We start from the raw sequence: 20930 nt of genomic DNA, 5'->3' as shown, positions 1-20930 counted from the left end.
ATCAGTCATCACTTACTGCTTTTTCTCCAACCCAGATTTCCTCGTCTTTAGATATAACCTTAGGGTGAGTTTTACCTTTTGGCTGTAAAGTCATTACTACCGTAATATTTTGGTCGCACAGTACATCAATGTAGCGACTGAATGGATAGCTCTTTCCTTGGTAGATAATTCCGAAGTTATGTTGCTTAGTTTTGCCACCGTAGGGCACCTTGCCAGTATCTAGCTTAATCGGCTTGTTGGCGTTGAGTACTGTGAATTTAAGACTGGAACCGTTAGGCGCGGTAAGTGTGTAGCCATCTTCGGCTGCCGAAAACTGATTGAACTCCGGAGTATTGATGCGCCAGCGGCGACCGTTAGCGGAAGAGTCTTGAACGACGAAAACAGCTTCCGCCGAAGGGTGGTCAAAATTTACGTAAAAGCGTCGGCGGTGGTCACGAGTCCCTATAGCACTGCCCGATCCGAATACGTATCCCCCCGAACCTTCATTGAAAAAAGAGTAGTCGCGTAACTCCCCTAAACCCTTGTCGTCTTTTTTTGCCGTTTCAGTTTCGCTCGGAAACAGGTTTGACTGCCCGGCAGTTAGCCCTGTTCGCCCACCTCCAATAATCCAGGGAACCCCTAAACCAAGCAATCGGATGGTGTTGGTATCTGGCCCCTGATGGCCACGAATACGGTTGGCTTTGGCGTGGTAAGTTGCTACAATATCATTTTCATCTTGGAAGCGATTGCGAAAGATCGCCACTCCGGTTTCTTCCCCCACAAAAGTGTTCCAATGTAAAGAAGCAGGGTTTTGAGCCGTAATATCGCTAGGATAAAACAAAAGACTGTACATCAGTTGCCCATCGCTTGCCTGATAATTTTCTGGCTCGATCAAATAGTCGTGCATCCACTTTAGAGCTGACTGCTGCTCATCGGGGAAGAGCGAAAATCCCATCGCTAACACGCCACCTGTGCTGAACATCATATCATCATCCGATAAATCAGCCGTGTAGCCTCGGTTGTACCGATTTTTTATGGAAACTACGGAGCTCATTAGAGCTTGGAGGGAATGCTCAGTATTAGGTACGTAGTCCAGCACCGAAAAACTACGGAGTTGATTTTGCAGCGTGATGAGGGCAGGGCCAACAAATGTCCAGTTATAAATATGGTACGACATGCTTTCTACATTCCAACCGCTCGGGTAAACATTAGCCTGAATATGATCTTGCAGCCGTTTGGTGGCATCCCATTGAAGTGGCAGCACCGGTGATCGTGTATAATTGATCGTATCAGTCCAGTCCCACACGCGCGAGGCGAGAATAACACTACCGTAGCGAACCCCCATCCAGTTACTTTCAATATTATAGTTGGCCGCGTAGCCCATTGTTGTGTGTACCGAATACAGCACCTCGAATAAGGCATCATTTACTAACTGCCGCTGCGGTTCTGACCAAGCGGAGTAACAAAAGTCGTAGGCATAGGCCAGCTTTTGAAGCAGTCGGGCCCGAGTTAAGCCTTTAGCCAGCGGGTTTTTTAGATAAACTGTATCGGCCAATATTTTTTCAGTAGCCTGCCAAGCTAAATCAGCCCAGCGTAGCTCTTCAGTAAATAGGTATAAGTACGCCCAAACTCCCAGGCGGTCACTTTCTTGGTAAGGGTCGTAGCTCTGCTTTTCTTTACTTTCTGATAAATGTTGCTCACCGGTGCGGATTACATTTGCTATCATTGTTTGGTAAGGCTCGTTGCTAAGCCTTTCCCGAATAATTTTCATCTGACTTTGCGTAACAATGCTGCGCGGATGTTCAAATTGGGCTAATGCCGAAAGAGGGCAGCTAATAAGCAAGGTAAACCCTAAAATAAGCTGCTTAACAGGGAGATTTGCTAGAAAATACTGCCAGAAGGGTAGAAGGTAAATCATGGCAGAAGTTGGCAATATTCTGCTGAAAAATCAATTGGGGTAGCGAGAAGGAGAGCTACGTTGGGGGGTAAATGATTTGGATACCATACCAATTACTTTCCACAGCGAAAGAATACTCTCCCGCTGAATCTCGTAGGGCTGATACAGGTCATTATCCGAATAGAGCGTGAGTAGCGAAGCATCGGAGTGTTTGAGTACGCGTTTTACTACCCGTCCATCGGTGGTAACAATCAGGTGAGGCTCGCCCCACTGCAACAGATAGTGATCTTTCACCTCTTTGATAATAATGTACGCCCCCGGAATTAGGGTAGGGTACATACTATCGCCCTCCACACTAATCATATACAAATCTTTTTCGGAAAAAGTAGGAATGCTGAACGAGATACCTTCGGGTGGGGTACGCTGATCTACGAAGTGATCCAGAAAACCAGCTTGAGCGTGAACGGGCACATAGGTGATATTGGAAATATCGACGGCAGTTGAAAGCGTATCGGCATCCTCGTAGCTAAGTAATTCGTAGGGCGATAAGCGAAATACTTCGGCCAGTTCGTACAACCGAGATAAGGTAATTTGAATGATACCCCGCTCAATTTTACTGTATGTAGTGGTTTTGATATTTAAGAAAGTAGCCACCGTTTCTTGGCTCAGGTTGCGCTCTTTACGGATACGGCGTAGAGGAAGTAGAGGAGCATCATTCATTAGTACACAAATCAAATTTTCTTAAAAAGACTAAAAAATACGATCAAAAATACTAAATTGTCGTATTAATAACAATATATGTCTAAAATACGTTTTCTATACACTACTTAGTTTCAATTATTATCCTTTCAGTCATGAGCCGTAAATCAGTCAAACCACAAACCAAGCAAGAATTAGCTCACTCCTATGGAGTAACTTCCCGAACACTAACCAATTGGCTAACGCCCCACCAAGAGCGGATTGGTAAGCGTCAGGGCCATACGTACACTCCTAAACAAGTACAAATTATCTACGAAATATTAGGTGAGCCAGTGGATAGTGATGAGTAAAATTAAATATATGCATTATTAGGCAAAATTTGTCTTAATAATACAAAAATTGGAAAGAACTACGGAAGAACGGTATATATTGTACCTATGGAAAATTCAGAACTATTACTTACTGTAAACGCCCTGCTAGTAAGCTTACTAGGCATTGGAGTGAGCATCCTTAGTTTTTTTCTTAAAGATGTGTATCGCGATCATAAGAAATTACAAGACAAGGTAAATACGCTGCAACGGGAAGCAAGTACTCACCAACAGTTGTATCAGGAGCATATCCGGTTAATACAACTACAGGCTAAGCATGATCGTGAGCAGCTAGAGCAGTTGAAGTTTCTTAGCACTGATAAAAGAAGCGTGAATTTGCAGGACAAACTCAAATATTGGTCAGGGCCACCGATGTAGCTCCGCTAATCTTTAGGTTGGCACGGTCTTGTACGTAGGCAATAATTAGTGCGTTGGCTGGTTGAAGGTCAGGTGGCAAGCGCAGCCTGGCTTTTCCTTGGGCAGAACTGCTTAATGACTGACGGCTAAACTCCCGAACTACGTGGGTGTGATGCAACATCTTACCGCCGTTTTCTCCTCGCCTCACCGATGTCTGAATATGCTTTTCTACTAAGGCAATCTGTAAATCTTTTCCCTGATAATCACCGAGTACCTGATACGCTACAGTAGCTTGTTCTTTGGTGGTAGTTGCTTGCAGCACTACAGAAGCATGGGCAGGTTGTTTTAACGTACTATTGATGTCTCGCCAAGCTTGTTGTTGACGAGAGCCCACAAATCCTGAATTACCGTTTATGGTCATTTGGGGAGTGTACATTTGGGTATTTTGCCAAGTTTGAGTGTATTGCCGTTGGCGTGCGCTAAAGTCGGGCTGACTATACGGGTCTTTCCACCCCAGGCGGTTCCAGTAGTCCACGTGAAAGGATAGCACGTGTATCGGTAAATTTTGCTGTTCGGCCTTTTGGGCAATATCGCTGAGCAGTGCATCTGCGGGAGGGCAACTAGAGCAACCCTGAGAAGTAAATAGCTCCACCACCGCAAACCCGGGCGATTCGTAAGCTGGGGTAAGATTACGGGAAGGAGAAATCCAGGCAACTAGCAAGAAGGTGAATCCTAGCACCAGCAAGAGCACCACAGTAAAAGAAAACGAATATTTCATATTTTCGTATTTTAACAGAAAAAACGCAACCTTATGTATACTCGTCCATTATTCTTCCTGCTATCTTTACTTTTGTCGGTCGGCTTACTTTATCCGGCTACGGTATCTGCCCAGCACGAAACCTACGAAGATTTAGCTGATTTTGATAAGATTGAATTTGTAGGTCGGGGCGAAGTAGTGCTGTATCAAGATAATAATCCCCATCTACAGTTAGAGGCCTCGGAGCGAGATGATTTACGGCAGATTAAAACGGAGATCCACGGACGTACTCTACGTATTACCTATGAGCAAGATCGTAACGATTGGATAGACATTGCGCCCAAGATCAAAGCATACGTTGGTTACCCTGCCCTGCGTAGCCTGGAAATTGTAGGGTTAGTTCAGGTGTCTTCCGAAGACGTTATTCACTCCGATCGGTTTCGTTTGCAAGTAGAAGGAATGGGAAAGGTGGAGCTAGCACTGGATGTGGCCTCGTTAGACATTGAGTCAGCGGGAACGGCCAATATGAACCTCTCGGGTAATGCCCAAGAAATTAATATCGTCAACGATGGTACGGGTACGATTGATGCTTTTGAATTGGCTTGCCAGGATGCCGATGTGGAAGTAAACGGTACCGGAGTGGTACGAGTCCATGCTAGCGAACGCCTACGCGCTGAAGCTAATGGTTTTGGGGCTGCGGTAAAGTACCGGGGCGAACCCCGAAGAACGTACTTTGATAAATCGGGATTTGCCTCTATTAAAGCCGACTACTAGCTAATGCGATTGCTTGTAGTAGTAGTTGGCCTAGCAGTATCGGGATGCTATTCACTTACCCACGTTCAGCAATTTACCGCTGAAGCTACCGAAACTTTGGCTCAAGGGGCGCAACTGGAGCCAACCTTCTACCAAACTTGCCAACAACGGCAGCGAATGCTATTGCTCCAAGAAGGAAAACTTACGCGCAATTTTCAGGAAGGTTGTGAGCTACAACAGCAAGCCGATACTACTCTGATACAGATTCGTGAGGCACTTACGCACTATTTGCTGGCACTGCACCAACTAGTGGCGTCAGAAAGATCATCGGCCTCCTTAGCTCCGCTGGGTGATGCGTTGCAGTCGCATCCGTGGCTAGCCGAACAGGGCGACTTGGTTGCGGCATATCAAGAACTAGCCCAGCTTAGTTTAACCGGGTTTACTGAGCGTAGTCGTCGGAAGAAAGCCCGAGAGCTGATTGCTCGGGCGAACGGCTCAGTACAAACGCTGCTAGAAGCGTACCAATTTGTGCTGAATGATTTACTGGTAGAATCAATTAATCGGCAGCAGAAAATGCACTTCTTTTATTCCCGTGAGCTGCTAGATTCAGCGCAGTCATTCTTAGAAAAGCAGCAGGTAATTTCCACCTACATGGATCAAGTACTGGAATACGAAACTCAGCAGTATCGGTTGCAGCAGTACGCCGAAGCTTTACAAACGGTAGGTGAAGGACATGAGGCGGTTTACCAGCAACGAAGTGACTTACAACAGCAGACGGCAATAGAGGCCGTAGTGCACTACACTAGCCAACTGCAACGAATGCAGTTATTGTCTAAATTCAACTTTTAGCGTATGCCTGCCCTTACCGCCGAGCAAGTAAAGGAGCTTTCTAAGCAATTTTTCCGTATCGTTACCTCGCTGGGGCAGTTTCGGGAAGATAATTGGGAAACCCTAACCAAGTCTCAGCATCAGAAATTGAGCCACTTGCAACGCTCTATCTACAGTTACTCAGATGATTTACTAGCCTTATCATCGGTACTCAAACTAAAGGAGGTAGATAGTGAGTTAACCGAAATGAATCAGGTGACGGATGAAGTGCATCAGGCTTTACAAAACACGCAAAGGGTAGAAAAGGTCATTGGCATTGCCGCCAAAGTAGTTATGTTGGGCGGAGCCGTAGTCAGCCAAAGCCCATTAGCTATTATTTCTTCCCTATCGGAGCTGACGCAGGAAGTTAATCCTGAAACCTGAAGTGATAAATAATGACTAATGAATAATGATTGATGATGAATGCATACGGACTATTAGACATTATCATGAACAAATAGTCAGGATTCTCCAGGCTTGTGCTCAGTATGGTAGTAATCCCCTCCCTCCCGCGCCGCGTCGGCTTCGCCAAGGGGGAGAAAGCAAGAAGTCTAACAGCAAAATCGTCTTACAAAATTATTCGTGATAACCACTATTCATTAATCATTATTCATCAGTCATTAACTAAGCAAGGCTTTCTTTCGGTGGAATCCGCAGTACTTGTCCGGGATATATCTTATCCGGATGCTTTAGCATTGGTTTGTTCGCCTCAAAAATAGCGTTGTACTTCATAGGGTCACCGTATACTTCTTTGGAGATTTTAGAAAGCGAATCGCCTTTCTCTACCGTGTGGTAGGTAGCCTGTGGTTCGGGTTCTACTTGTTCAGGAGTTTCTACAGTCAGCTGATTATCAACCTTACTTACGCCTTCTACATTTCCGACAGCCAAAGCAATTTTTTCCGAATGTCCCACACTATCAACTTTTCCCTTCACTGTAACAGTTTCGTCGTCTACGCTGATAGAAAGCCCCTCCACGGGTAGCCCTAGAGAAGTGACGTGCTTCACCAGTTTCTCTTTTTTTTCCTCTTCGCTCTCGCCACCGAAGATTTTTTCTCCTGCGTTTTTGAAGAAATCAATAAGTCCCATAGATAAAAAATTTAGGTTTGGTCGTAAAGAATCGATTAACTAAGTTTGAAGGTAGTCAGTTTACAGAATGTAATCAACCAAAATCTTTAAAATCTTATAGTATGCTAGACAACATTATCAACATGGGCAAAGAGCATATGGCTAAGCTCATTCAGGAACAAACGCAGCTAGACACTTCAAAAACTGACGAAGCCGTAGGGGTAACCAAAGATACTGTAGTTGACGGTTTGAAAGGTGAATTAATGAAGGGAAATTTTGATGGTGTAATGGATCTTTTCAACGGAAATGCTCCCACCACTACCAGCAACCCAATTGTGAGTAGCATCACCAGCAGTTTGGTCACGAATTTAGCCAGTAAGCTGGGCATTGGCGAAGGAATTGCTAAGCAAATTGCAAACATCGCTATTCCGTTTATTATGAATAAACTCAGTGCTAAAGAAACCGGGCAAGCAAGCGACAAGAACGATTTAATTGAGCAGCTAGGCTTCGGTGGCGACTCCGGCATTGGAGGACTACTCGGCGGTTTAGGCGGAATGTTCGGAAAGTAGTAGATAGGGCTGGCGACATCTTTGTAGCTACTTGTAGTATTGTTGCGTACGTCCCTATGCAAAGTCACATTGATTACTCAGTTCAAGAAGCTGAGTGGGGTCTTTATCCTTTTTTCAGGAGATGAAGGTGCAGTAATACGCGAAAAAATAGCGATTGCTACAATCTGAGGCTACCTTGTGCTATGAAATATACCCTCACCCTTGTTCTGTCTTTTGTACTTAATGCTGCTGCTCTGAGCCAAGACCTCACCGCTTCAGAATTGTTAGAAAGAGCAATTGCGTATCACGATCCTGATGGCCAGTGGGTAACTTTTAATGATGCTTTTACGGTGGTAATGACGAGGCCAAATAGCCCCAAGCGAGAAAGTCGGGTTGCCATTAATTTACCTGAAGATTACTTTAGTCTTGAAGCTGAACGAGATACTATCACCACTCAATACATTATCGATCAATCTGATTGTCAGATGCTTTATCAGGGTGAACTCATTGATGGTACGGTGGCTCAGTCAACAGATATGAGTTGTGAACGGGGAGCCATGTACAAAAACTACTACACCTACTTGTACGGCCTACCCATGAAGTTGCGAGACCCTGGAACCAACATTAACCATCCGGTAGAGCAAAAGGAGTTTCAGGGAAAGCAGTACTTGGTACTAAAAGCCACCTACAATGCCGATGTGGGCAGCGATGTTTGGTACTTCTATTTCCACCCCGAAACCTACGCCCTGCAAGTATATCAGTTCTATAAAACTAATGAATCTGGTGAAATGCTCCCCGACAGTGGCGAGTATATCTTGCTTTCTGAGGAAGCGACGGTCAGCGGTATAAAAATGCCTAAAGTACGAGCCTGGTATTATAATAAAGACAATCAATACTTAGCTACCGACACATTAGTTGATTGATAGTAACCACTGGTTGCCAACCATTAAGAAAAGTGTGTTTCATGGGTTGATATCAAAAAGATGGTGCATCATAGGTGACAATTGAGTAGACAGCATACACTACTATCAAACAATTGTATCACCTCGATAAGCCAAACTTTATGAACTCCCTGAAGCAAGTATTAGAACAAGATCTTAGCAAGAAGACCAAGTCTGAGCTGGAACAAATCTTTACGCATCTTACCTCCATTATTCCGGCCGATCAGCGGGCCAACATCAGTGGTGTAGAACCTTCGGAATTTAGTGACCTAAAAAAGAGCGAGCAGCTTAGTGTGCTGGAGGATTATCTGGCTAAATACGATTCTCAGTGGGAGAATGGCATGCAAAATTTGCCTCAAGAAGTACTACGTGGTGTCTTCAATCTGATGGAAGGCGACGATGGCTCATTTGGAACGATGAATGCTGCTGACGCCAATTTTGCCGCCGAACTAGGTAGCATTGATTTTGAAAAACTTATCAGCGGGCCACTAACGGCAGCAGTAAACGCCCAAGCCAATGCATCTATGTCAACCGTCAACTTTATTAAAGAGGTTGGCTTTGACGATCAGGAGCAAATTCGAATGGTAGACTTTAGCTATAAGAAGACTGGCGAAGACGGCACTCCGGAAGATATTAAAATTAATGTACCCTTTATTTCCATACTGAATATTCCCAGCCTACGCATCGAAACCGTAGATATTGACTTTAATGTGAAGCTTAATTCAGTATTTTCTAAAGATGTAAGTAACTCTTTTGGTCTCAATGCCAGTGGTCAAGGTGGCTGGGGGCCAGTGAAATTTAAGGTTTCGGCATCGTACCGGCGTTCAGCCAGTACCGGAGTAAAAGTGGAAAAACAGTACACAATGGGTGTGAAGGTGAAAGCCACGAACGACGAAATGCCCGCTGGCTTGGAAAATGTGCTTAATCTGCTGGCTGGAGGATAATGATTAAACTTTCAGACTACCTGAATTATCTTCACAGTGAGATAATTCAGGCTCGTAAGCTGGCCGATGAGCAGTCGGTAGAAGTGGCGAAAGCTTACGCCGAACACGAATACCTTCGCTACTTTAGGGTGCCGCGCTTTACCATGCCCTCCGTTAAACTGGAGATACCCGTTAAAATATCTGAATTAGATGCCGAGACTAAGTTTAACTTTAAAATGGACGAAGACTCCTTCGTAGATGAGCTAAACACCAAGATTACCGAAATCAATAAAGCTAAAAAATTAAATATTAGTCCGATTGCTAAAGCACAACTCAAGGATCATAAATTCACCGGTATTGTTAAAGATTTGGAAAAACGCGATTATCGGTTCATTCGTAAGCCAACCGAATTGATGACCCGGGTAGACTTTGGCTCTTTCGTAAAAGAAACGGACTCATTAGCTTCCAATAACAATGAAGAGGAGAAGCAAGAGTTGGCTTCGCTGCTAAAAACCACTATGCAGAACCGCTATCAGGTGGTCTCAGCTAAACTCAACAATATCTATATTGACCCCGACACTAACGAAGCGGATGAGAATAAGATACTCGTAAAGCTGAACGTAGAAATGGTAGAAGAAGGGTTACGTATTGTTAAGGGTAGAAACGCCGACGGAAGAGAATTTGAGGAGATTATATTTGAGTGATGAAAGTATTTGTTCATTACAAAAAGCAGCAACTAGAAGGTTTTCTGAACCGGATCAGCGCGCTAAATGAACAGTACATTGCTCGCTCGTTTGAATTTGAATCTCTCTATCTAAGCTTGCTAGAGGAGTGCCAGGAATTTTTTCAGCAGATAGGAGATGCTAGTAACGAGGTTGAGATGAGCCGACAGCGGGTTTATTACGAAACCGCACTAAAAGGCGTTAATCCGCAAACGCTAGAGAAGCTACGCGTAGGCAAACGGGAAAACACTTGGATAGCCGCCTTTCATACCCTTTCTAACGTAACGGGAAGCTTACAGCAAGCCCTTACGAAGGTTGAACAGATACTAGAAGAAACGAATGAAACCTTGGGGCAGGTTGTTTTATCTGCCTTGCAGTCAAAGTTGCTTACCGAGGCAGACTTACAGTTGGCCGGCGATATTGGTCGCATCGAATCAGTGTGGCAAATGTTAATGCAACAAGCTTCGCTAAAATTAGTAGAAAGAAATATAAAGCTTCGGATTACCGAGCACGATATTTATATTTTAGTAGATAAGATATTTACCCGAATTCAATAAACCAACTATCCTATGCCAGCACAACCCACCGCTATAAAAAATCAAGCCAAACCCGGCCGTTATGTGGTCTTGCTAAAAAGCCACTCCAATCAGGCCATTAAGAAGGTTCAGAAAGAACTAGGTGTACAACTTACCTCTTCCGAAGAGTTAAGTGATACCTTACGAGCCCATCAGGTGCTAGACAGCAACACTGGGCTACTGTTTAATCACTTGAACATTGCTGTAGTTGACAATATAGAAGAAGCCAAACTTCAGCGAGCGGCAACTTCAAGCAGTGCCGTGCTTTACTGGGAAGAAGAGCGAGAGTTTCGCACAGCAAATGAACTGGAGCAATTACGGGAGATTAAGCAAACTCAGCAGTTGCTACAGCAACAGATTGAGCAACTGGAGGAAATGATTAAAGTCCGTGAAAACGAAAACGGTACCCAGTGGGAAACGGCTACCTGGGGAGTGAATGCTGTAGCGCTAAAAAAAGATGGATTCACCGGAAAAGGAGTAAACGTGGCTGTTCTGGATACCGGTCTTTATGCTGCTCATCCTGATTTTGCGGGTCGTGTGGTAGAGGGAAAGTCATTCATTCCGAACGAAGCCTGGGATGCCGATGGTAATGGACACGGTACTCATTGCGTAGGCACCGCTTTGGGTTCGGTAACTCAACAAGACGGCAAGCGCTACGGCATGGCGCACGAGGCAACGATGGTTATCGGTAAAGTACTATCAGACAGAGGAAGTGGTAGCACCAGTGGTATTGTTGATGCCATTGATTGGGCCCTGGAGAAGAAGTGCCGTATCGTATCTTTGTCGTTAGGTTCGCCCGTAAGGGTGGGTCAAGCTCCATCGCCTATTTTTGAACAGGTAGGTAGAAAAGCCCTGGAGAATAATTGCTTGCTAATTGCGGCGGCGGGTAACGATAGTCGTCGTCCCAATATGCCCCGTCCGGTGAGTAGTCCGGCCAATGCAGAGTCTATTATGGCGGTAGCGGCGGTTGATCGTCAACTCAATGTAGCTAGTTTCTCCAACGGTGGCATTAACGCGGGCGATGGTGGTAAGGTAGATATCGCTGCCCCTGGAGTAGATGTGTTTAGCACTTATTCGGAGAATGCATCGGATGGGGCACTTTACGTCCGACTGAGCGGAACCAGTATGGCTACCCCACATGTTGCCGGTATAGCTGCTTTGTACTGCGAGGCGTTTCCTTCGCTATCGGCAGCGGAGATTTGGCTGAAGTTAGAAAAGAACGTAAAATCACTGCCGGATCAGCTTATAAGAGACGTGGGGCAGGGGCTGGTTCAAGCTATTTGATATGAAGAAGAATGTATATTTAGGTATTGTAGACCCAGGGTTTGAACTTAACGATGAGGTAAAAGCGCACTTTGCAGAGCATGATATTGAGATCGTAGGGTTTATTCCAAACTTCAGTATTATCAAGTTAGCATGTTCTTACCCACTAGATACCAAAGACTTAAAGTACGTTACGCACGTTGAGCCCGACAGCAATTTCACCGCGCAGTCGGACGATTAGCAAAAAGTAGTTCTTTTGCCTCTAAAAAAGGAAGAAGGCAGATACTGCGGTAGAAATAATAAGGAAGATACGATAAGCCCGCTCGGGAAGTATTCGTACAACTCGAAAGCCTAGGATAGCTCCGAGAGCAATAGCCGGAACCATCATAGCGTTCACCTTTACTGTGTCTAGCGTGATAGTATGCCAAATAAAAACGTGGAGGGGGATTTTTAGTAAATTGATAATTAAGAAGAACCAAGCGGCAGTGCCAATGTAGTCGTTCTTGGGTAATCGCATAGAGAGTAGGTAGATCGCCATAATGGGGGCTGCTGCGTTGCCAATCATGGTAGCAAATCCGCCCAATGTGCCTGTTAAGGCTGAAATCCACCAGTAGTTGGGTACATTCAGCGATTCCTGGCGGAAGTCTCGCGCCAGCAGCAGTCCCAAGCAGATAAAAATAATAACTCCAATGGAGGCTTTAAACTGCTCATCCGAAATCACGTCGCCAAACCATACTCCCAGCGCAATTCCAGCCATCGTCCAGGGAAAAAGTCGAACCAGATACGACCATTGGGCGTGCCGATTATAGTAGCGTACCGCCAAAATATCGGCCACTGAAAGCATAGGTAGTAAAAAGCCGGTCGACGATCTTCCCCCAAAAATGCTCGCCAACACTGGAATAACCATGAGTCCAGCTCCCATCACTCCGGTTTTAGACATACCCACCAGCATGGCACAAAGAATAACTAAGCCCCATTCGAGCAGCGAGAGTGAAGTAAAGTCCATTGGCGCAAATTACAAATTGAAAATTAATCATTTTCAATTATCACGTATCCACTATCCACTGATATCAGTAATTCTGAAAGCTCACTTCGGTAGAGCGATCTAGGGCTGAGAAGCGAATGAGCATAGTAAAAGGATTTTCAGCGCCGTTGGGGCATTCGGGAGCGGGATCAATGTAGTACACAAAATACTTCTGACTGCGGGGAGCTAGTTCGTGGCGATCGGGTTTGCCCAGGGTAGCCTGTATCTGCTTCTGCGACATTCCTTTCAAAGCAGTATCGATCTGGGTGATTATTTCCCTCATCTGGGCGCGTTCCCCCTGACAACCCATTTGGTCGGCCCGAAAGAGGGTCTCATCAAAGCCAGGAATATCTTTGGGGGTAGGTTTACAGTAACTGGCCAGCAAGATAAAGGATAAAAGCAGCAGACTGCGGGATAGTTTGAACATAGCAACTCACTAACTATTCGCTACTTCATTTTGTTCGGGTAAAAGCTAAGGAGAATAAACATCTTTTGGGCTTTTTTGGGTTAGGTATCCGACGTATCTTCGCACACCTATGTATACTGATAAATTTGTTAAGCTTGCTTGGGTACTTACCTTTTTGGGCTTTTTGGTGGCTCTTTCGTTTAGCTATGCATTTTTGCCCGTTCAGGTAGGAATACAAGCCGATGCTGATGGTAATCCCGATCAGCTGATTGATCGGGAGATGTTCTTCTATTTAGCACTGGGGGCTTTTGTGTTCGTGAATATTATTTGTCTGGTTTCATTCCGAATGCTAAATGCCTTACCCGCCTCTTCCTCCGTTTTTTACCGCTCCGAACTATTCAAAGATCGTATCCAAAACTGGTTTGCGGCTTTTACTACTGTCATTAATATCTTTCTGATTTGTACAGTGAGTTACATTTCTCTCTTCAACAATCAGGGCGATTATCAGATTGGGCAGTTCAACTGGGTAATGTGGGTAGGGCCACTGTTGTTTGTGGGCGTATTGGTTTGGTTGGTTATAATTTTGGTCAGCCCCAAGCCAATTAATACTGAAGCCTAACGTTTACTCCCAGTCGCAGCCAGCGTCCGGGCATTTGCACAAATCCGGCCTCAGTGTATTCGGTATTGGTAATGTTAGTAGCCTCCACAAACGCATCCCATGTGCCAGTCTGATAATAGACCCGGCTGTCCAGCACCCAATAATCCGCTTGGGTCATACGATCTAAGTAGCGTAAGCGTGCGCTGTGCTGCACATTGTTCCAAATGCGGTGGGTTAGTGAAGCAATAAATTGGTGGTTTAAATGATCGAGCAAGTAGCGGGATTCTACTCCCTCGGTTTGACCTAAGTTGGCATTGAGGTAGGTATAACTTAAGGAAGCAGCCTGCACAAAATGCTCGTTATCGAACCTTCCGTTTACTTCCACTTCCAGACCATCGGTAGCTACATTGTAGAAGTTTTGCGGTTGCCAAGGTTGCTCAGAACTGGTTCGAACCCAATCTATCAATTGAGAACCATCGCGGTAAAAGTAACTGACTTGCCCCCAAACGTATTCGCCAAAATATTTTACACCTCCCTCGTACGTCCAGGCTTTCTCCGGCTCCAGTTGGTCGTTGCCCACATTGCTGGGACCATTGTAGTATAAATCAGTGTAGGTCGGAATGCGGAAGGAGCGACCTACGTTGCCGTAGAGTTTCCACTCCCGGGTTATATCGTAGCTGGCATCTAAGCCGGGAAAGTAGTTCCAGCCAAAATCAGAAAACCAATTTACGTACAAACCCGGAGTTACATCCAGCCGATCGAAAAGGTAGAAGCGGTGTTCGGCAAACAGACCCAAGATACTGCGGTTCCATTCTCCCAGAGCCGGTCCGGTAACTGTATCAACTACCGCCCCGGTATCGTCCCGTACTTGCCGTATATTGTTACTATTAATGTACTCGTTGCGAAATTCTATCCCTAATCCGGTCAACCCCCATTGGTTTATCCGAGTAGCATTCACTTCGGCTCCACCTACGTGCGTAGTGTGTATGTTATTGAATGCGGCGGGATTGCTACGGACAAATAGATAGTTGTCGTGATTGCGTCGCCAGTACAGCCGAGGGCGAACGTTCCACTCACTAATTTCAGCGTCAAGATCAACGCTAACTAAAGAAGTTCGGGTTTCTTCGTACTCTTCTGAGTTTTCTACGTAAAATCCACTGGCTCCAAAGTCGCGCAAAGTATGACCACCCAAAAAGTTAAGCGTGCCCAACTGCGTTTTAGCGTAAGACTGGTAAAAGAGGTTAGTCATTCGGGAGTCTGAATTAGGTCGATAGCCATCAGACCGATCATGCGCCACTGATACGTATTGACCATAATTTTCTCCGGGCAGTGAAATTCCGGCGTTAGCACCCCAAGAGCCCACATCCTGGCCATACCCTCCCGCAAAATCGCCTCCGTACACTCCCGCATTCACCGAGCGTTGTTCGGGTACTTTGGTGACAATGTTGATGGCTCCGGCAAACGCATTTTGTCCGTAAACCCGGGCTCCGGGACCTTTTAGCACTTCAATGCGCTCAATATTGTTTCGGTCTAACGGTAGATTGAGCAAGTGGTGTCCGGTTTGCGGATCACTTACTTTCACTCCGTTGATTAGCACCAGCACTTGTTCAAAGGTTCCACCCCGAATACGTAAATCGGCCTGAACTCCGGCGGGACCTCGCTGCCGAATATCTACTCCTGGCACATAGCTCAGTAATTCGTTGATGCTTTGAGCGGGAGTGGTTTCAATCATTTCTCGCGTTACCAAATGGATGCTCCGAGCCGACTCAGAGAATGGGGTTTGCATTCGGTTTTCGGAAATAACCACATTGGCCATTTCGATAGTGCGGATAGAATCTTCTTGAGCAGTAAGCGTACCGTAGACCAACACCAAGGTTACGGCTAGTAAATGTTTCTTCATCGTGTAGTTACCTAATGTGGGGGCAATATTAGGAAAAGTCTGAGAAAGGATTGCCACTCAACAGATAAATCCTAGATTGCAATGAGAAAGCAATGAAAATAAAACACTCTTGCAAATCTTAATTGCCCCCAATGCTTTTAAAGATAGCTTGGATGCGGTGCAGGCTGCTCAAGCGATTCAACGTGGGTTAGAACGAAGCCATTTACAGCCGATGTGTACATTGCAGCCTATTGCTGATGGAGGCGACGGTATGCTGGAAGTGATGCTATCACAGGCGAATGGTGCAAAAAAATACGCTACGGTAGAAGATCCGCTGGGTCGCCCGGTGAAAGCCGCTTACGGACTCATTCAAAGCGGGAAAACTGCTGTAATTGAAATGGCCGAAGCTTCCGGGCTACGTTTGCTTTCTGCCGACGAACGCGACCCGTGTAAAACGTCCACCTTCGGCACCGGACAACTCATTCAGGAAGCACTAAACCAGGGGGTGCGTGAAATTGTGCTGGGAGTAGGCGGAAGTGCTACCGTAGACGGTGGATTGGGAATTGTTCAGGCACTGGGAGCGAAGCTGACGGATGATAGCGGAAACGAAGTTCCTCGGGGTTCGGACGGGTTAGCAGTTCTGGGGAGTATTGATGTAAGCGGATTAGACGACCGACTAAAACACTGCCGAATTACGGTTCCCTGCGATGTGACCAATACGCTAGTGGGAGCAGCAGAAGTATTTGGGCCCCAGAAGGGGGCTTCGCCGGAGCTGGTGGTAGAAATTGAGCAGTATTTTCTGCGCTATAGTGACTTAGTTAAGAAACACTTAAGAAAAGATATTGCTCATTTGCCCCGAGGAGGGGCTGCCGGAGGCGTAGCGGCGGCTCTGTACGCTTTCTTTGACGCTGATTTGGTAAACGGTACAGCGTTTCTGCTGGCAAAAACTGGGTTTCAAGCAGCATTAGACCAAGCCGATTTACTGATTACTACCGAAGGGGCGTTGGATCAGCAAACGCAGGGCGGAAAAGGACCCTTTTACGTAGCCCAGCGAGCACAAACCCAGCACAAGCCTGTAATCATACTAGTAGGTAGCGTTCCGAAAGACTACGCACCCCAAAATTACCCTGACTACGATGCCATTTTCCCCATTGGCCCCCGGCCGCAATTATTAGAAAAAGCCCTAAAGCATACTGCGGAGAATCTGGAACGAACCGCCTATCAAATTGGAAACCTTTTGGCCATAAAAAAACCGTAGACTAAACAGCCTACGGTTGGGTAATTGGTTACTAAAATTTTCTAAATACGCTGAAGCATATCAATCAATCCGGCATTTTTGTGCTTGTGACGCACAATGAGCAACGGAATTTCCGAATCTCTCTCTACTAGCTTTTCAGTAGTAGTGCCAATAGGAAACAAGGCTGTTGAAGCCGACTTTCCTTTACCACCAATCACGATACAACTAGCGTCCCATTTTTGGGCAGTTTTGTAAATGTTACCTACTACATCGTCATTTTTCACTAACGAAAAGCTCGGAGTGATTTTCACCCCAGTAGTATCTACTTTTTTGATGAACTTCTTGTATTTTTTGCGGGCATGATCACCCATTACATCGCCACACTCTTCAAAAGTTTTTCCTGAGTAGTGGTAGCCTACCGGTACCTGGTAAGCATGATGACAAATAATTTCTACTTCGTTACCCGTTGCCTGCTCCCGACGCACTACGGACAAAGCTTCTTCCAAAGCAGCCACTGACTCTTTGGTAAAGTCAACTGCTACCAGTAGTTTACTAACCCTGGTGTACTCGCGCTCCGGTACAATCAGTAGCGAGCAAGTAGCCCGTCGGGCTAAACGCTGCGTAACTACGCTATTGTTCTTGAAATCTTTTTTCCGGCCTACAACAATAGCATCGACGCTATGCTTATTGGCTAATTTTAGAATTTGCTTAGAAGGCATAGCCCCTTCTTCAATAGAAATTTTTACTTTGGCCGGTAGCGTTAGGTCAAAATGTTCAATTACTTTCTTTTCTAGTTCACGCCGACGATCAACCTGCGCTTTTTCTAGTAAATCGGGAAACTCCTGGCGAAGTGGAGAGGGCAGTGGGGTACGCTTAATAACATTCACAAAGTGAACGTATTCGGCCGACCCGGTTCGGGCTAAAAATGAAGCGAACTGGATCAACGAAGTATCCATTTCGGTGGTGTCTAGCCCTACCATAATTTTTCTTACAGGATGCATATAATTCAATCCTCCTTTAAAGTTAACAAACCGGTTGGTTTGTGTGGTTAACATGAGTAAAGTACGTGACGTTTCTCAAGAGCGAAAAACTAATAAACACCTCTTTGGTATACGTGTAATAAAGTTTCGCGTTCTGTTTACTTAGTGATTTTTATTCCTCTATATAAGTACAAATTTTATACCGATTTTGTTACAAAATTGCACTCATTTTATCGACTAGCAATATTATGTGTTCCTTGGAATGTGTTGGGAAATTAGCGATTCTAACGTGTTTGCCTTTAAATGTGCCGTAACCATCTCCGATAAGCAAGCGATTCTGTTCCAGCGTTCCAATAATTTCTGCGGAGGGGCTTTGAGTTTCTGCCACAATGACAGTCTTAGATCGATGTGCTTCATTCCTGACAAACGGGGTGAAATTCGGGTGCTCCGATAGCATTTGGTACATCATACCCGCCTTAAACTTGGTCTCATTGCGTATAATCTCCATGCCTTTGGTGAGCATATCACCCGCTACTTTGGCCAGCAGGTAGATGCCTAATACGTTTGGAGTCTCGGGAGTTTGGTGCTTTTGCGCTTTTGCGAATAAAGATGGCAAAGAATGGTAGGAGCCGATACTCTGCTGCTGAACGAGCTGCTCAGCTTTAGCCAAGCATCGGTCATTCACCAGCCACACCCCCAGTCCAGCCGGTAGTCCGAATCCTTTCTGAACCGAAAAATACGCAGTATCAATCTGAGTATAATCCAGATCAACATAAGGTAAAGTAGAAACAGCGTCCACAGCAATGATGGCATCAGGATGACTGTTCCGAACTTGATAAATATCTTCTAGTGGATGGGCAGCACCGGTACTGGTTTCATTCTGAGTGAAGGCAATCAGTTCAACATCAGTAGGAATTTTGCCCGTATCAACTAGAGCACATTCACCTTCGGGCGCGGTTTGGGCTAGTGGTGAGCGACCCAATTCTTGAGCAATCTTGTAGAAGCGGTTAGAAAAAGCACCGTTTACAAAATGATAGCTACGCTCAGCTACCAGGTTCTGAATGATCCGCTCCCAGATTTCTGTAGCCGATCCGGTGAAAAATACATAATAATTATCAGGTAAGGCCAGTAGATTTCTCAGGTTTTCTTCTGCTTCTTGGAAGATTGTCTGAAATTGAGCACTCCGATGTGAGATAGAAGGAACCTGCTCATTCAATGCCTTTTTTATGTGGCTCTCTACGGTAAAATATAGTTCGGCAGGACCAGGAGTAAAAAAGATGTTTTTCATCAGTTAAAAATGTATCTTTAAACGTGTAGTTAACGTATAAGCGGCTATTGGGTTAACCAATTTTCTTATACTTAATTGGAACATAGAACTTTCGGTACAGATTTTCTACCTTTGCTTTAAATCAATTACCCACTTACTATCTTTTGTCTACTTGTAGGCTATGAACTCCCCACTATCATCGCTGCCCCATTCATTGGCAGTCTATCGCTCTGTTGTTGAACAATCTCTTCGCCCGTACATCCGAATTCAAGCGCAAATTGACGAAGATGTAGCCATTATTCAAAGTAAATTCGGTGGATTACCGTATTTGCCAGTGGGAGTAGACTACCCAATTGCTGAAAATGGGGAGCCTCTGTTCTTGCTGGCGCAAATAAATTGTGAAGATTTACCTGAACTAGATGATTTTCCGCAAAAAGGCATTTTGCAGTTTTACATTGCCGACGATGATATGTACGGTCTAGATCTGGACGAGCCAACTGATCAGCGAAACTTCCGGGTCCTGTATTTTGAAGAAGTTGATGAAGAAAATCGCCAGCGGGATTTTGCCTTTTTGCCGGTGTTTGAGGATATGCCTTTTGAGGACAAATATTCGTTGACCTTTGAAAAAAAAGTTGGCTCAGTTTCCCCCGAAGATATCCACTTCGATGAAGCCTTCGGAGAAGCTCCACATACTTTTTTCGATCAGTTCGGGGCTGATGCCGATCCGGTTCGGCGAGAGTATCGTCGGTTTGCTCAGGGGGCTGGTCATAAGATAGGAGGCTACGCTCACTTTACCCAAGAAGACCCTCGCTTTGAAATTGATGACTTTGCCGAGGCAATTCTTCTGCTCCAAATAGATTCTAAGAATGATATTGAGTGGGGCGACACCGGAATTGCTAACTTTTTTATTCTTCCCGAAGATTTACGTAATCGGAACTTCGATAATGTAATGTTCAATTGGGACAGCCTTTAATCAATTAGCAGTTTACAATGAACAATTAACAAGGAAAAATTGAAGAGGTTCGTCCGGTAGATTTATCTCTTGCAACTTTTTAACCTGAAACTTCTAACTATCTTTTTCAAGCAAAGGATGCAGCACCTCCCAAACAATATTGGCAACAATTTGGTGACCCTCTGCGGTAGGATGAATTCCATCGGGCAAATTAAGCTCCGGTTCTCCTGCTACCCCTTCTAGCAGAAAGGGTATCAGTGCTACTTCTTGGTTTTCGGCTACTTTAGGAAATATTTTCTGGAACTCAGCGGCATACTCCGATCCCATGTTAGGCGGAACCATCATTCCCGACAGAATAATTTGAGCTTCGGGATACGTTTCCTGCACCTTATCAATCATGGCGTTCAGGTTCTTATGAGTTTCTTCGGGGCTGATTCCTCGTAAACCATCGTTCGCGCCCAGCTCCAATACAAAAATATCCACTGGCTGACGCTCCAGTACCCAGTCCAGGCGGGTGTTGCCACTGGCAGTAGTCTCTCCGCTCAACCCAGCATTGACTACTTGGTAGGTTAACCCCAACGAATCTAATTTTCTTTCAATCACGGCTGAGAATGCTTCGGAAGGGTCAAGTCCGTAACCGGCTGTCAAACTATTGCCGAAAAATAAAATGACAGGTTTATCCGTCTCCTCTTCAGTAGCAGTTTTGGTTTCAACCGTTGGTGCATCAGTTTCTGTTGAAGTCTGTTCGGTAGAAGTTTGGCAGGAAAAGCCTATAGAAGCAGTTAACCAAATAAAAACGAAGGCAGCAAATCGCATAGGTGCAAAATCTTTTGTTGATACTTACCGTAACTTAACTAATAACGCTGTTCAAAG

25 protein-coding genes are annotated in these 20930 nt (G+C 45.2%); 15 read left to right on the top strand and 10 right to left on the bottom strand.

Translation table 11 applies throughout. From position 1 onward, the window contains the following. Nucleotide 1: 1 nt before the first annotated feature. Together P0M28_RS06595 and P0M28_RS06590 are read right to left on the bottom strand one after the other, a co-directional pair. Nucleotides 2-1897, bottom strand: a complete 1896-nt coding sequence (locus P0M28_RS06595; RefSeq protein ID WP_302208882.1) for a hypothetical protein — start codon at nucleotides 1895-1897, stop codon at nucleotides 2-4. Nucleotides 1898-1927: 30 nt separating this feature from the next. After that, nucleotides 1928-2596 carry an XRE family transcriptional regulator gene (locus P0M28_RS06590; protein ID WP_302208880.1) on the bottom strand — a complete coding sequence of 223 codons (669 nt, stop codon included), beginning with the start codon at nucleotides 2594-2596 and terminating at the stop codon, nucleotides 1928-1930. Nucleotides 2597-2730: 134 nt separating this feature from the next. Between P0M28_RS06590 and P0M28_RS06585 the strand changes: the two genes are divergently transcribed. Together P0M28_RS06585 and P0M28_RS06580 are read left to right on the top strand one after the other, a co-directional pair. After that, nucleotides 2731-2925 (top strand): hypothetical protein, encoded by a 195-nt coding sequence (locus P0M28_RS06585; protein ID WP_302208878.1) that lies wholly within the window; start codon nucleotides 2731-2733, stop codon nucleotides 2923-2925. Nucleotides 2926-3012: 87 nt separating this feature from the next. Continuing rightward, a complete protein-coding gene (locus P0M28_RS06580; protein WP_302208877.1) occupies nucleotides 3013-3321 on the top strand; it encodes a hypothetical protein in 309 nt (102 codons plus the stop codon). On the opposite strand, the gene P0M28_RS06575 is transcribed toward P0M28_RS06580, so the two are convergent. Then, nucleotides 3293-4078, bottom strand: a complete 786-nt coding sequence (locus tag P0M28_RS06575) for a DUF1223 domain-containing protein (RefSeq protein ID WP_302208875.1) — start codon at nucleotides 4076-4078, stop codon at nucleotides 3293-3295. The two genes, P0M28_RS06580 and P0M28_RS06575, sit on opposite strands and share 29 nt — an antisense overlap. A gap of 33 nt (nucleotides 4079-4111) precedes the next feature. Between P0M28_RS06575 and P0M28_RS06570 the strand changes: the two genes are divergently transcribed. Genes P0M28_RS06570 through P0M28_RS06560 form a run of 3 tightly spaced genes read left to right on the top strand, consistent with a single transcriptional unit; the run spans nucleotide 4112 to nucleotide 6061 of the window. After that, on the top strand, nucleotides 4112-4831 hold the full coding sequence (locus P0M28_RS06570) for a head GIN domain-containing protein (RefSeq protein WP_302208874.1): 720 nt from the start codon (nucleotides 4112-4114) through the stop codon (nucleotides 4829-4831). A 3-nt stretch (nucleotides 4832-4834) separates the two neighbouring features. Further along, nucleotides 4835-5659, top strand: a complete 825-nt coding sequence (locus P0M28_RS06565) for a hypothetical protein (protein WP_302208873.1) — start codon at nucleotides 4835-4837, stop codon at nucleotides 5657-5659. Between the two features lie 3 nt (nucleotides 5660-5662). Next, the gene (locus tag P0M28_RS06560) at nucleotides 5663-6061 is read left to right on the top strand and encodes a hypothetical protein (protein WP_302208872.1); all 399 of its coding nucleotides are present in this window, start codon (nucleotides 5663-5665) and stop codon (nucleotides 6059-6061) included. 240 nt (nucleotides 6062-6301) lie between these two features. On the opposite strand, the gene lysM is transcribed toward P0M28_RS06560, so the two are convergent. After that, the gene (gene lysM, locus P0M28_RS06555) at nucleotides 6302-6763 is read right to left on the bottom strand and encodes a peptidoglycan-binding protein LysM (RefSeq protein WP_302208871.1); all 462 of its coding nucleotides are present in this window, start codon (nucleotides 6761-6763) and stop codon (nucleotides 6302-6304) included. A 101-nt stretch (nucleotides 6764-6864) separates the two neighbouring features. Between lysM and P0M28_RS06550 the strand changes: the two genes are divergently transcribed. The 7 genes from P0M28_RS06550 (at nucleotide 6865) to P0M28_RS06520 (ending at nucleotide 11955) form a co-directional block, all read left to right on the top strand. After that, a complete protein-coding gene (locus P0M28_RS06550; protein ID WP_302208870.1) occupies nucleotides 6865-7311 on the top strand; it encodes a DUF937 domain-containing protein in 447 nt (148 codons plus the stop codon). 182 nt (nucleotides 7312-7493) lie between these two features. Further along, nucleotides 7494-8213 (top strand): DUF6503 family protein, encoded by a 720-nt coding sequence (locus P0M28_RS06545; protein ID WP_302208868.1) that lies wholly within the window; start codon nucleotides 7494-7496, stop codon nucleotides 8211-8213. A gap of 140 nt (nucleotides 8214-8353) precedes the next feature. After that, nucleotides 8354-9175 (top strand): DUF2589 domain-containing protein, encoded by an 822-nt coding sequence (locus P0M28_RS06540; protein WP_302208866.1) that lies wholly within the window; start codon nucleotides 8354-8356, stop codon nucleotides 9173-9175. Further along, nucleotides 9175-9858 carry a hypothetical protein gene (locus tag P0M28_RS06535; RefSeq protein WP_302208865.1) on the top strand — a complete coding sequence of 228 codons (684 nt, stop codon included), beginning with the start codon at nucleotides 9175-9177 and terminating at the stop codon, nucleotides 9856-9858. Before P0M28_RS06540 ends, P0M28_RS06535 begins: the two co-directional genes overlap by 1 nt. Then, on the top strand, nucleotides 9858-10433 hold the full coding sequence (locus tag P0M28_RS06530; protein ID WP_302208863.1) for a hypothetical protein: 576 nt from the start codon (nucleotides 9858-9860) through the stop codon (nucleotides 10431-10433). Before P0M28_RS06535 ends, P0M28_RS06530 begins: the two co-directional genes overlap by 1 nt. 12 nt (nucleotides 10434-10445) lie before the next feature. Then, the gene (locus tag P0M28_RS06525; RefSeq protein ID WP_302208862.1) at nucleotides 10446-11735 is read left to right on the top strand and encodes a S8 family serine peptidase; all 1290 of its coding nucleotides are present in this window, start codon (nucleotides 10446-10448) and stop codon (nucleotides 11733-11735) included. Nucleotide 11736: 1 nt separating this feature from the next. Then, entirely contained in the window at nucleotides 11737-11955 is a 219-nt protein-coding gene (locus P0M28_RS06520; RefSeq protein WP_302208861.1) for a hypothetical protein, read from the top strand. Nucleotides 11956-11976: 21 nt separating this feature from the next. On the opposite strand, the gene P0M28_RS06515 is transcribed toward P0M28_RS06520, so the two are convergent. Further along, nucleotides 11977-12720, bottom strand: coding sequence for a sulfite exporter TauE/SafE family protein (locus P0M28_RS06515; protein WP_302208860.1), 744 nt, complete (start codon nucleotides 12718-12720; stop codon nucleotides 11977-11979). Between the two features lie 64 nt (nucleotides 12721-12784). Then, nucleotides 12785-13165: a hypothetical protein gene (locus P0M28_RS06510; RefSeq protein ID WP_302208859.1), complete on the bottom strand. Its 381-nt coding sequence runs from the start codon at nucleotides 13163-13165 to the stop codon at nucleotides 12785-12787. A 109-nt stretch (nucleotides 13166-13274) separates the two neighbouring features. On the opposite strand from P0M28_RS06510, the gene P0M28_RS06505 reads away from it, so the two are divergent. After that, nucleotides 13275-13763 carry a hypothetical protein gene (locus tag P0M28_RS06505; protein WP_302208858.1) on the top strand — a complete coding sequence of 163 codons (489 nt, stop codon included), beginning with the start codon at nucleotides 13275-13277 and terminating at the stop codon, nucleotides 13761-13763. Here P0M28_RS06505 and P0M28_RS06500 read toward each other — a convergent pair. Then, entirely contained in the window at nucleotides 13747-15642 is a 1896-nt protein-coding gene (locus tag P0M28_RS06500; RefSeq protein ID WP_302208856.1) for a TonB-dependent receptor plug domain-containing protein, read from the bottom strand. The two genes, P0M28_RS06505 and P0M28_RS06500, sit on opposite strands and share 17 nt — an antisense overlap. 109 nt (nucleotides 15643-15751) lie before the next feature. Between P0M28_RS06500 and P0M28_RS06495 the strand changes: the two genes are divergently transcribed. Further along, nucleotides 15752-16879 carry a glycerate kinase family protein gene (locus tag P0M28_RS06495; protein ID WP_302208854.1) on the top strand — a complete coding sequence of 376 codons (1128 nt, stop codon included), beginning with the start codon at nucleotides 15752-15754 and terminating at the stop codon, nucleotides 16877-16879. 41 nt (nucleotides 16880-16920) lie between these two features. On the opposite strand, the gene P0M28_RS06490 is transcribed toward P0M28_RS06495, so the two are convergent. Further along, nucleotides 16921-17913, bottom strand: coding sequence for a universal stress protein (locus P0M28_RS06490; protein WP_302208852.1), 993 nt, complete (start codon nucleotides 17911-17913; stop codon nucleotides 16921-16923). A gap of 136 nt (nucleotides 17914-18049) precedes the next feature. Beyond that, nucleotides 18050-19126, bottom strand: a complete 1077-nt coding sequence (locus tag P0M28_RS06485; RefSeq protein WP_302208851.1) for an aminotransferase class V-fold PLP-dependent enzyme — start codon at nucleotides 19124-19126, stop codon at nucleotides 18050-18052. 160 nt (nucleotides 19127-19286) lie between these two features. Between P0M28_RS06485 and P0M28_RS06480 the strand changes: the two genes are divergently transcribed. Continuing rightward, the gene (locus tag P0M28_RS06480; protein ID WP_302208850.1) at nucleotides 19287-20078 is read left to right on the top strand and encodes a YwqG family protein; all 792 of its coding nucleotides are present in this window, start codon (nucleotides 19287-19289) and stop codon (nucleotides 20076-20078) included. A 93-nt stretch (nucleotides 20079-20171) separates the two neighbouring features. Here the strand turns inward: P0M28_RS06480 and P0M28_RS06475 are convergent, their stop codons facing one another. Then, complete coding sequence (locus P0M28_RS06475) at nucleotides 20172-20873, bottom strand: arylesterase (protein WP_302208849.1); 702 nt, start codon at nucleotides 20871-20873, stop codon at nucleotides 20172-20174. Between the last annotated feature and the right edge of the window lie 57 nt (nucleotides 20874-20930).

It is taken from the genome of Tunicatimonas pelagia, from assembly GCF_030506325.1.
Taxonomy (GTDB): Bacteria; Bacteroidota; Bacteroidia; order Cytophagales; family Cyclobacteriaceae; genus Tunicatimonas; species Tunicatimonas pelagia.
This window is presented reverse-complemented; position numbering and strand designations above follow the sequence as displayed.

Excerpts from the sequence above, each read along its gene's own strand:
- P0M28_RS06595 (WP_302208882.1), bottom strand. The coding sequence starts at position 1,897 with ATGATTTACCTTCTACCCTTCTGGCAGTATTTTCTAGCAAATCTCCCT.
- P0M28_RS06590 (WP_302208880.1), bottom strand. The coding sequence starts at position 2,596 with ATGAATGATGCTCCTCTACTTCCTCTACGCCGTATCCGTAAAGAGCGC.
- P0M28_RS06585 (WP_302208878.1), top strand. The coding sequence starts at position 2,731 with ATGAGCCGTAAATCAGTCAAACCACAAACCAAGCAAGAATTAGCTCAC.
- P0M28_RS06580 (WP_302208877.1), top strand. The coding sequence starts at position 3,013 with ATGGAAAATTCAGAACTATTACTTACTGTAAACGCCCTGCTAGTAAGC.
- P0M28_RS06575 (WP_302208875.1), bottom strand. The coding sequence starts at position 4,078 with ATGAAATATTCGTTTTCTTTTACTGTGGTGCTCTTGCTGGTGCTAGGA.
- P0M28_RS06570 (WP_302208874.1), top strand. The coding sequence starts at position 4,112 with ATGTATACTCGTCCATTATTCTTCCTGCTATCTTTACTTTTGTCGGTC.
- P0M28_RS06565 (WP_302208873.1), top strand. The coding sequence starts at position 4,835 with ATGCGATTGCTTGTAGTAGTAGTTGGCCTAGCAGTATCGGGATGCTAT.
- P0M28_RS06560 (WP_302208872.1), top strand. The coding sequence starts at position 5,663 with ATGCCTGCCCTTACCGCCGAGCAAGTAAAGGAGCTTTCTAAGCAATTT.
- lysM (WP_302208871.1), bottom strand. The coding sequence starts at position 6,763 with ATGGGACTTATTGATTTCTTCAAAAACGCAGGAGAAAAAATCTTCGGT.
- P0M28_RS06550 (WP_302208870.1), top strand. The coding sequence starts at position 6,865 with ATGCTAGACAACATTATCAACATGGGCAAAGAGCATATGGCTAAGCTC.
- P0M28_RS06545 (WP_302208868.1), top strand. The coding sequence starts at position 7,494 with ATGAAATATACCCTCACCCTTGTTCTGTCTTTTGTACTTAATGCTGCT.
- P0M28_RS06540 (WP_302208866.1), top strand. The coding sequence starts at position 8,354 with ATGAACTCCCTGAAGCAAGTATTAGAACAAGATCTTAGCAAGAAGACC.
- P0M28_RS06535 (WP_302208865.1), top strand. The coding sequence starts at position 9,175 with ATGATTAAACTTTCAGACTACCTGAATTATCTTCACAGTGAGATAATT.
- P0M28_RS06530 (WP_302208863.1), top strand. The coding sequence starts at position 9,858 with ATGAAAGTATTTGTTCATTACAAAAAGCAGCAACTAGAAGGTTTTCTG.
- P0M28_RS06525 (WP_302208862.1), top strand. The coding sequence starts at position 10,446 with ATGCCAGCACAACCCACCGCTATAAAAAATCAAGCCAAACCCGGCCGT.
- P0M28_RS06520 (WP_302208861.1), top strand. The coding sequence starts at position 11,737 with ATGAAGAAGAATGTATATTTAGGTATTGTAGACCCAGGGTTTGAACTT.
- P0M28_RS06515 (WP_302208860.1), bottom strand. The coding sequence starts at position 12,720 with ATGGACTTTACTTCACTCTCGCTGCTCGAATGGGGCTTAGTTATTCTT.
- P0M28_RS06510 (WP_302208859.1), bottom strand. The coding sequence starts at position 13,165 with ATGTTCAAACTATCCCGCAGTCTGCTGCTTTTATCCTTTATCTTGCTG.
- P0M28_RS06505 (WP_302208858.1), top strand. The coding sequence starts at position 13,275 with ATGTATACTGATAAATTTGTTAAGCTTGCTTGGGTACTTACCTTTTTG.
- P0M28_RS06500 (WP_302208856.1), bottom strand. The coding sequence starts at position 15,642 with ATGAAGAAACATTTACTAGCCGTAACCTTGGTGTTGGTCTACGGTACG.
- P0M28_RS06490 (WP_302208852.1), bottom strand. The coding sequence starts at position 17,913 with ATGTTAACCACACAAACCAACCGGTTTGTTAACTTTAAAGGAGGATTG.
- P0M28_RS06485 (WP_302208851.1), bottom strand. The coding sequence starts at position 19,126 with ATGAAAAACATCTTTTTTACTCCTGGTCCTGCCGAACTATATTTTACC.
- P0M28_RS06480 (WP_302208850.1), top strand. The coding sequence starts at position 19,287 with ATGAACTCCCCACTATCATCGCTGCCCCATTCATTGGCAGTCTATCGC.
- P0M28_RS06475 (WP_302208849.1), bottom strand. The coding sequence starts at position 20,873 with ATGCGATTTGCTGCCTTCGTTTTTATTTGGTTAACTGCTTCTATAGGC.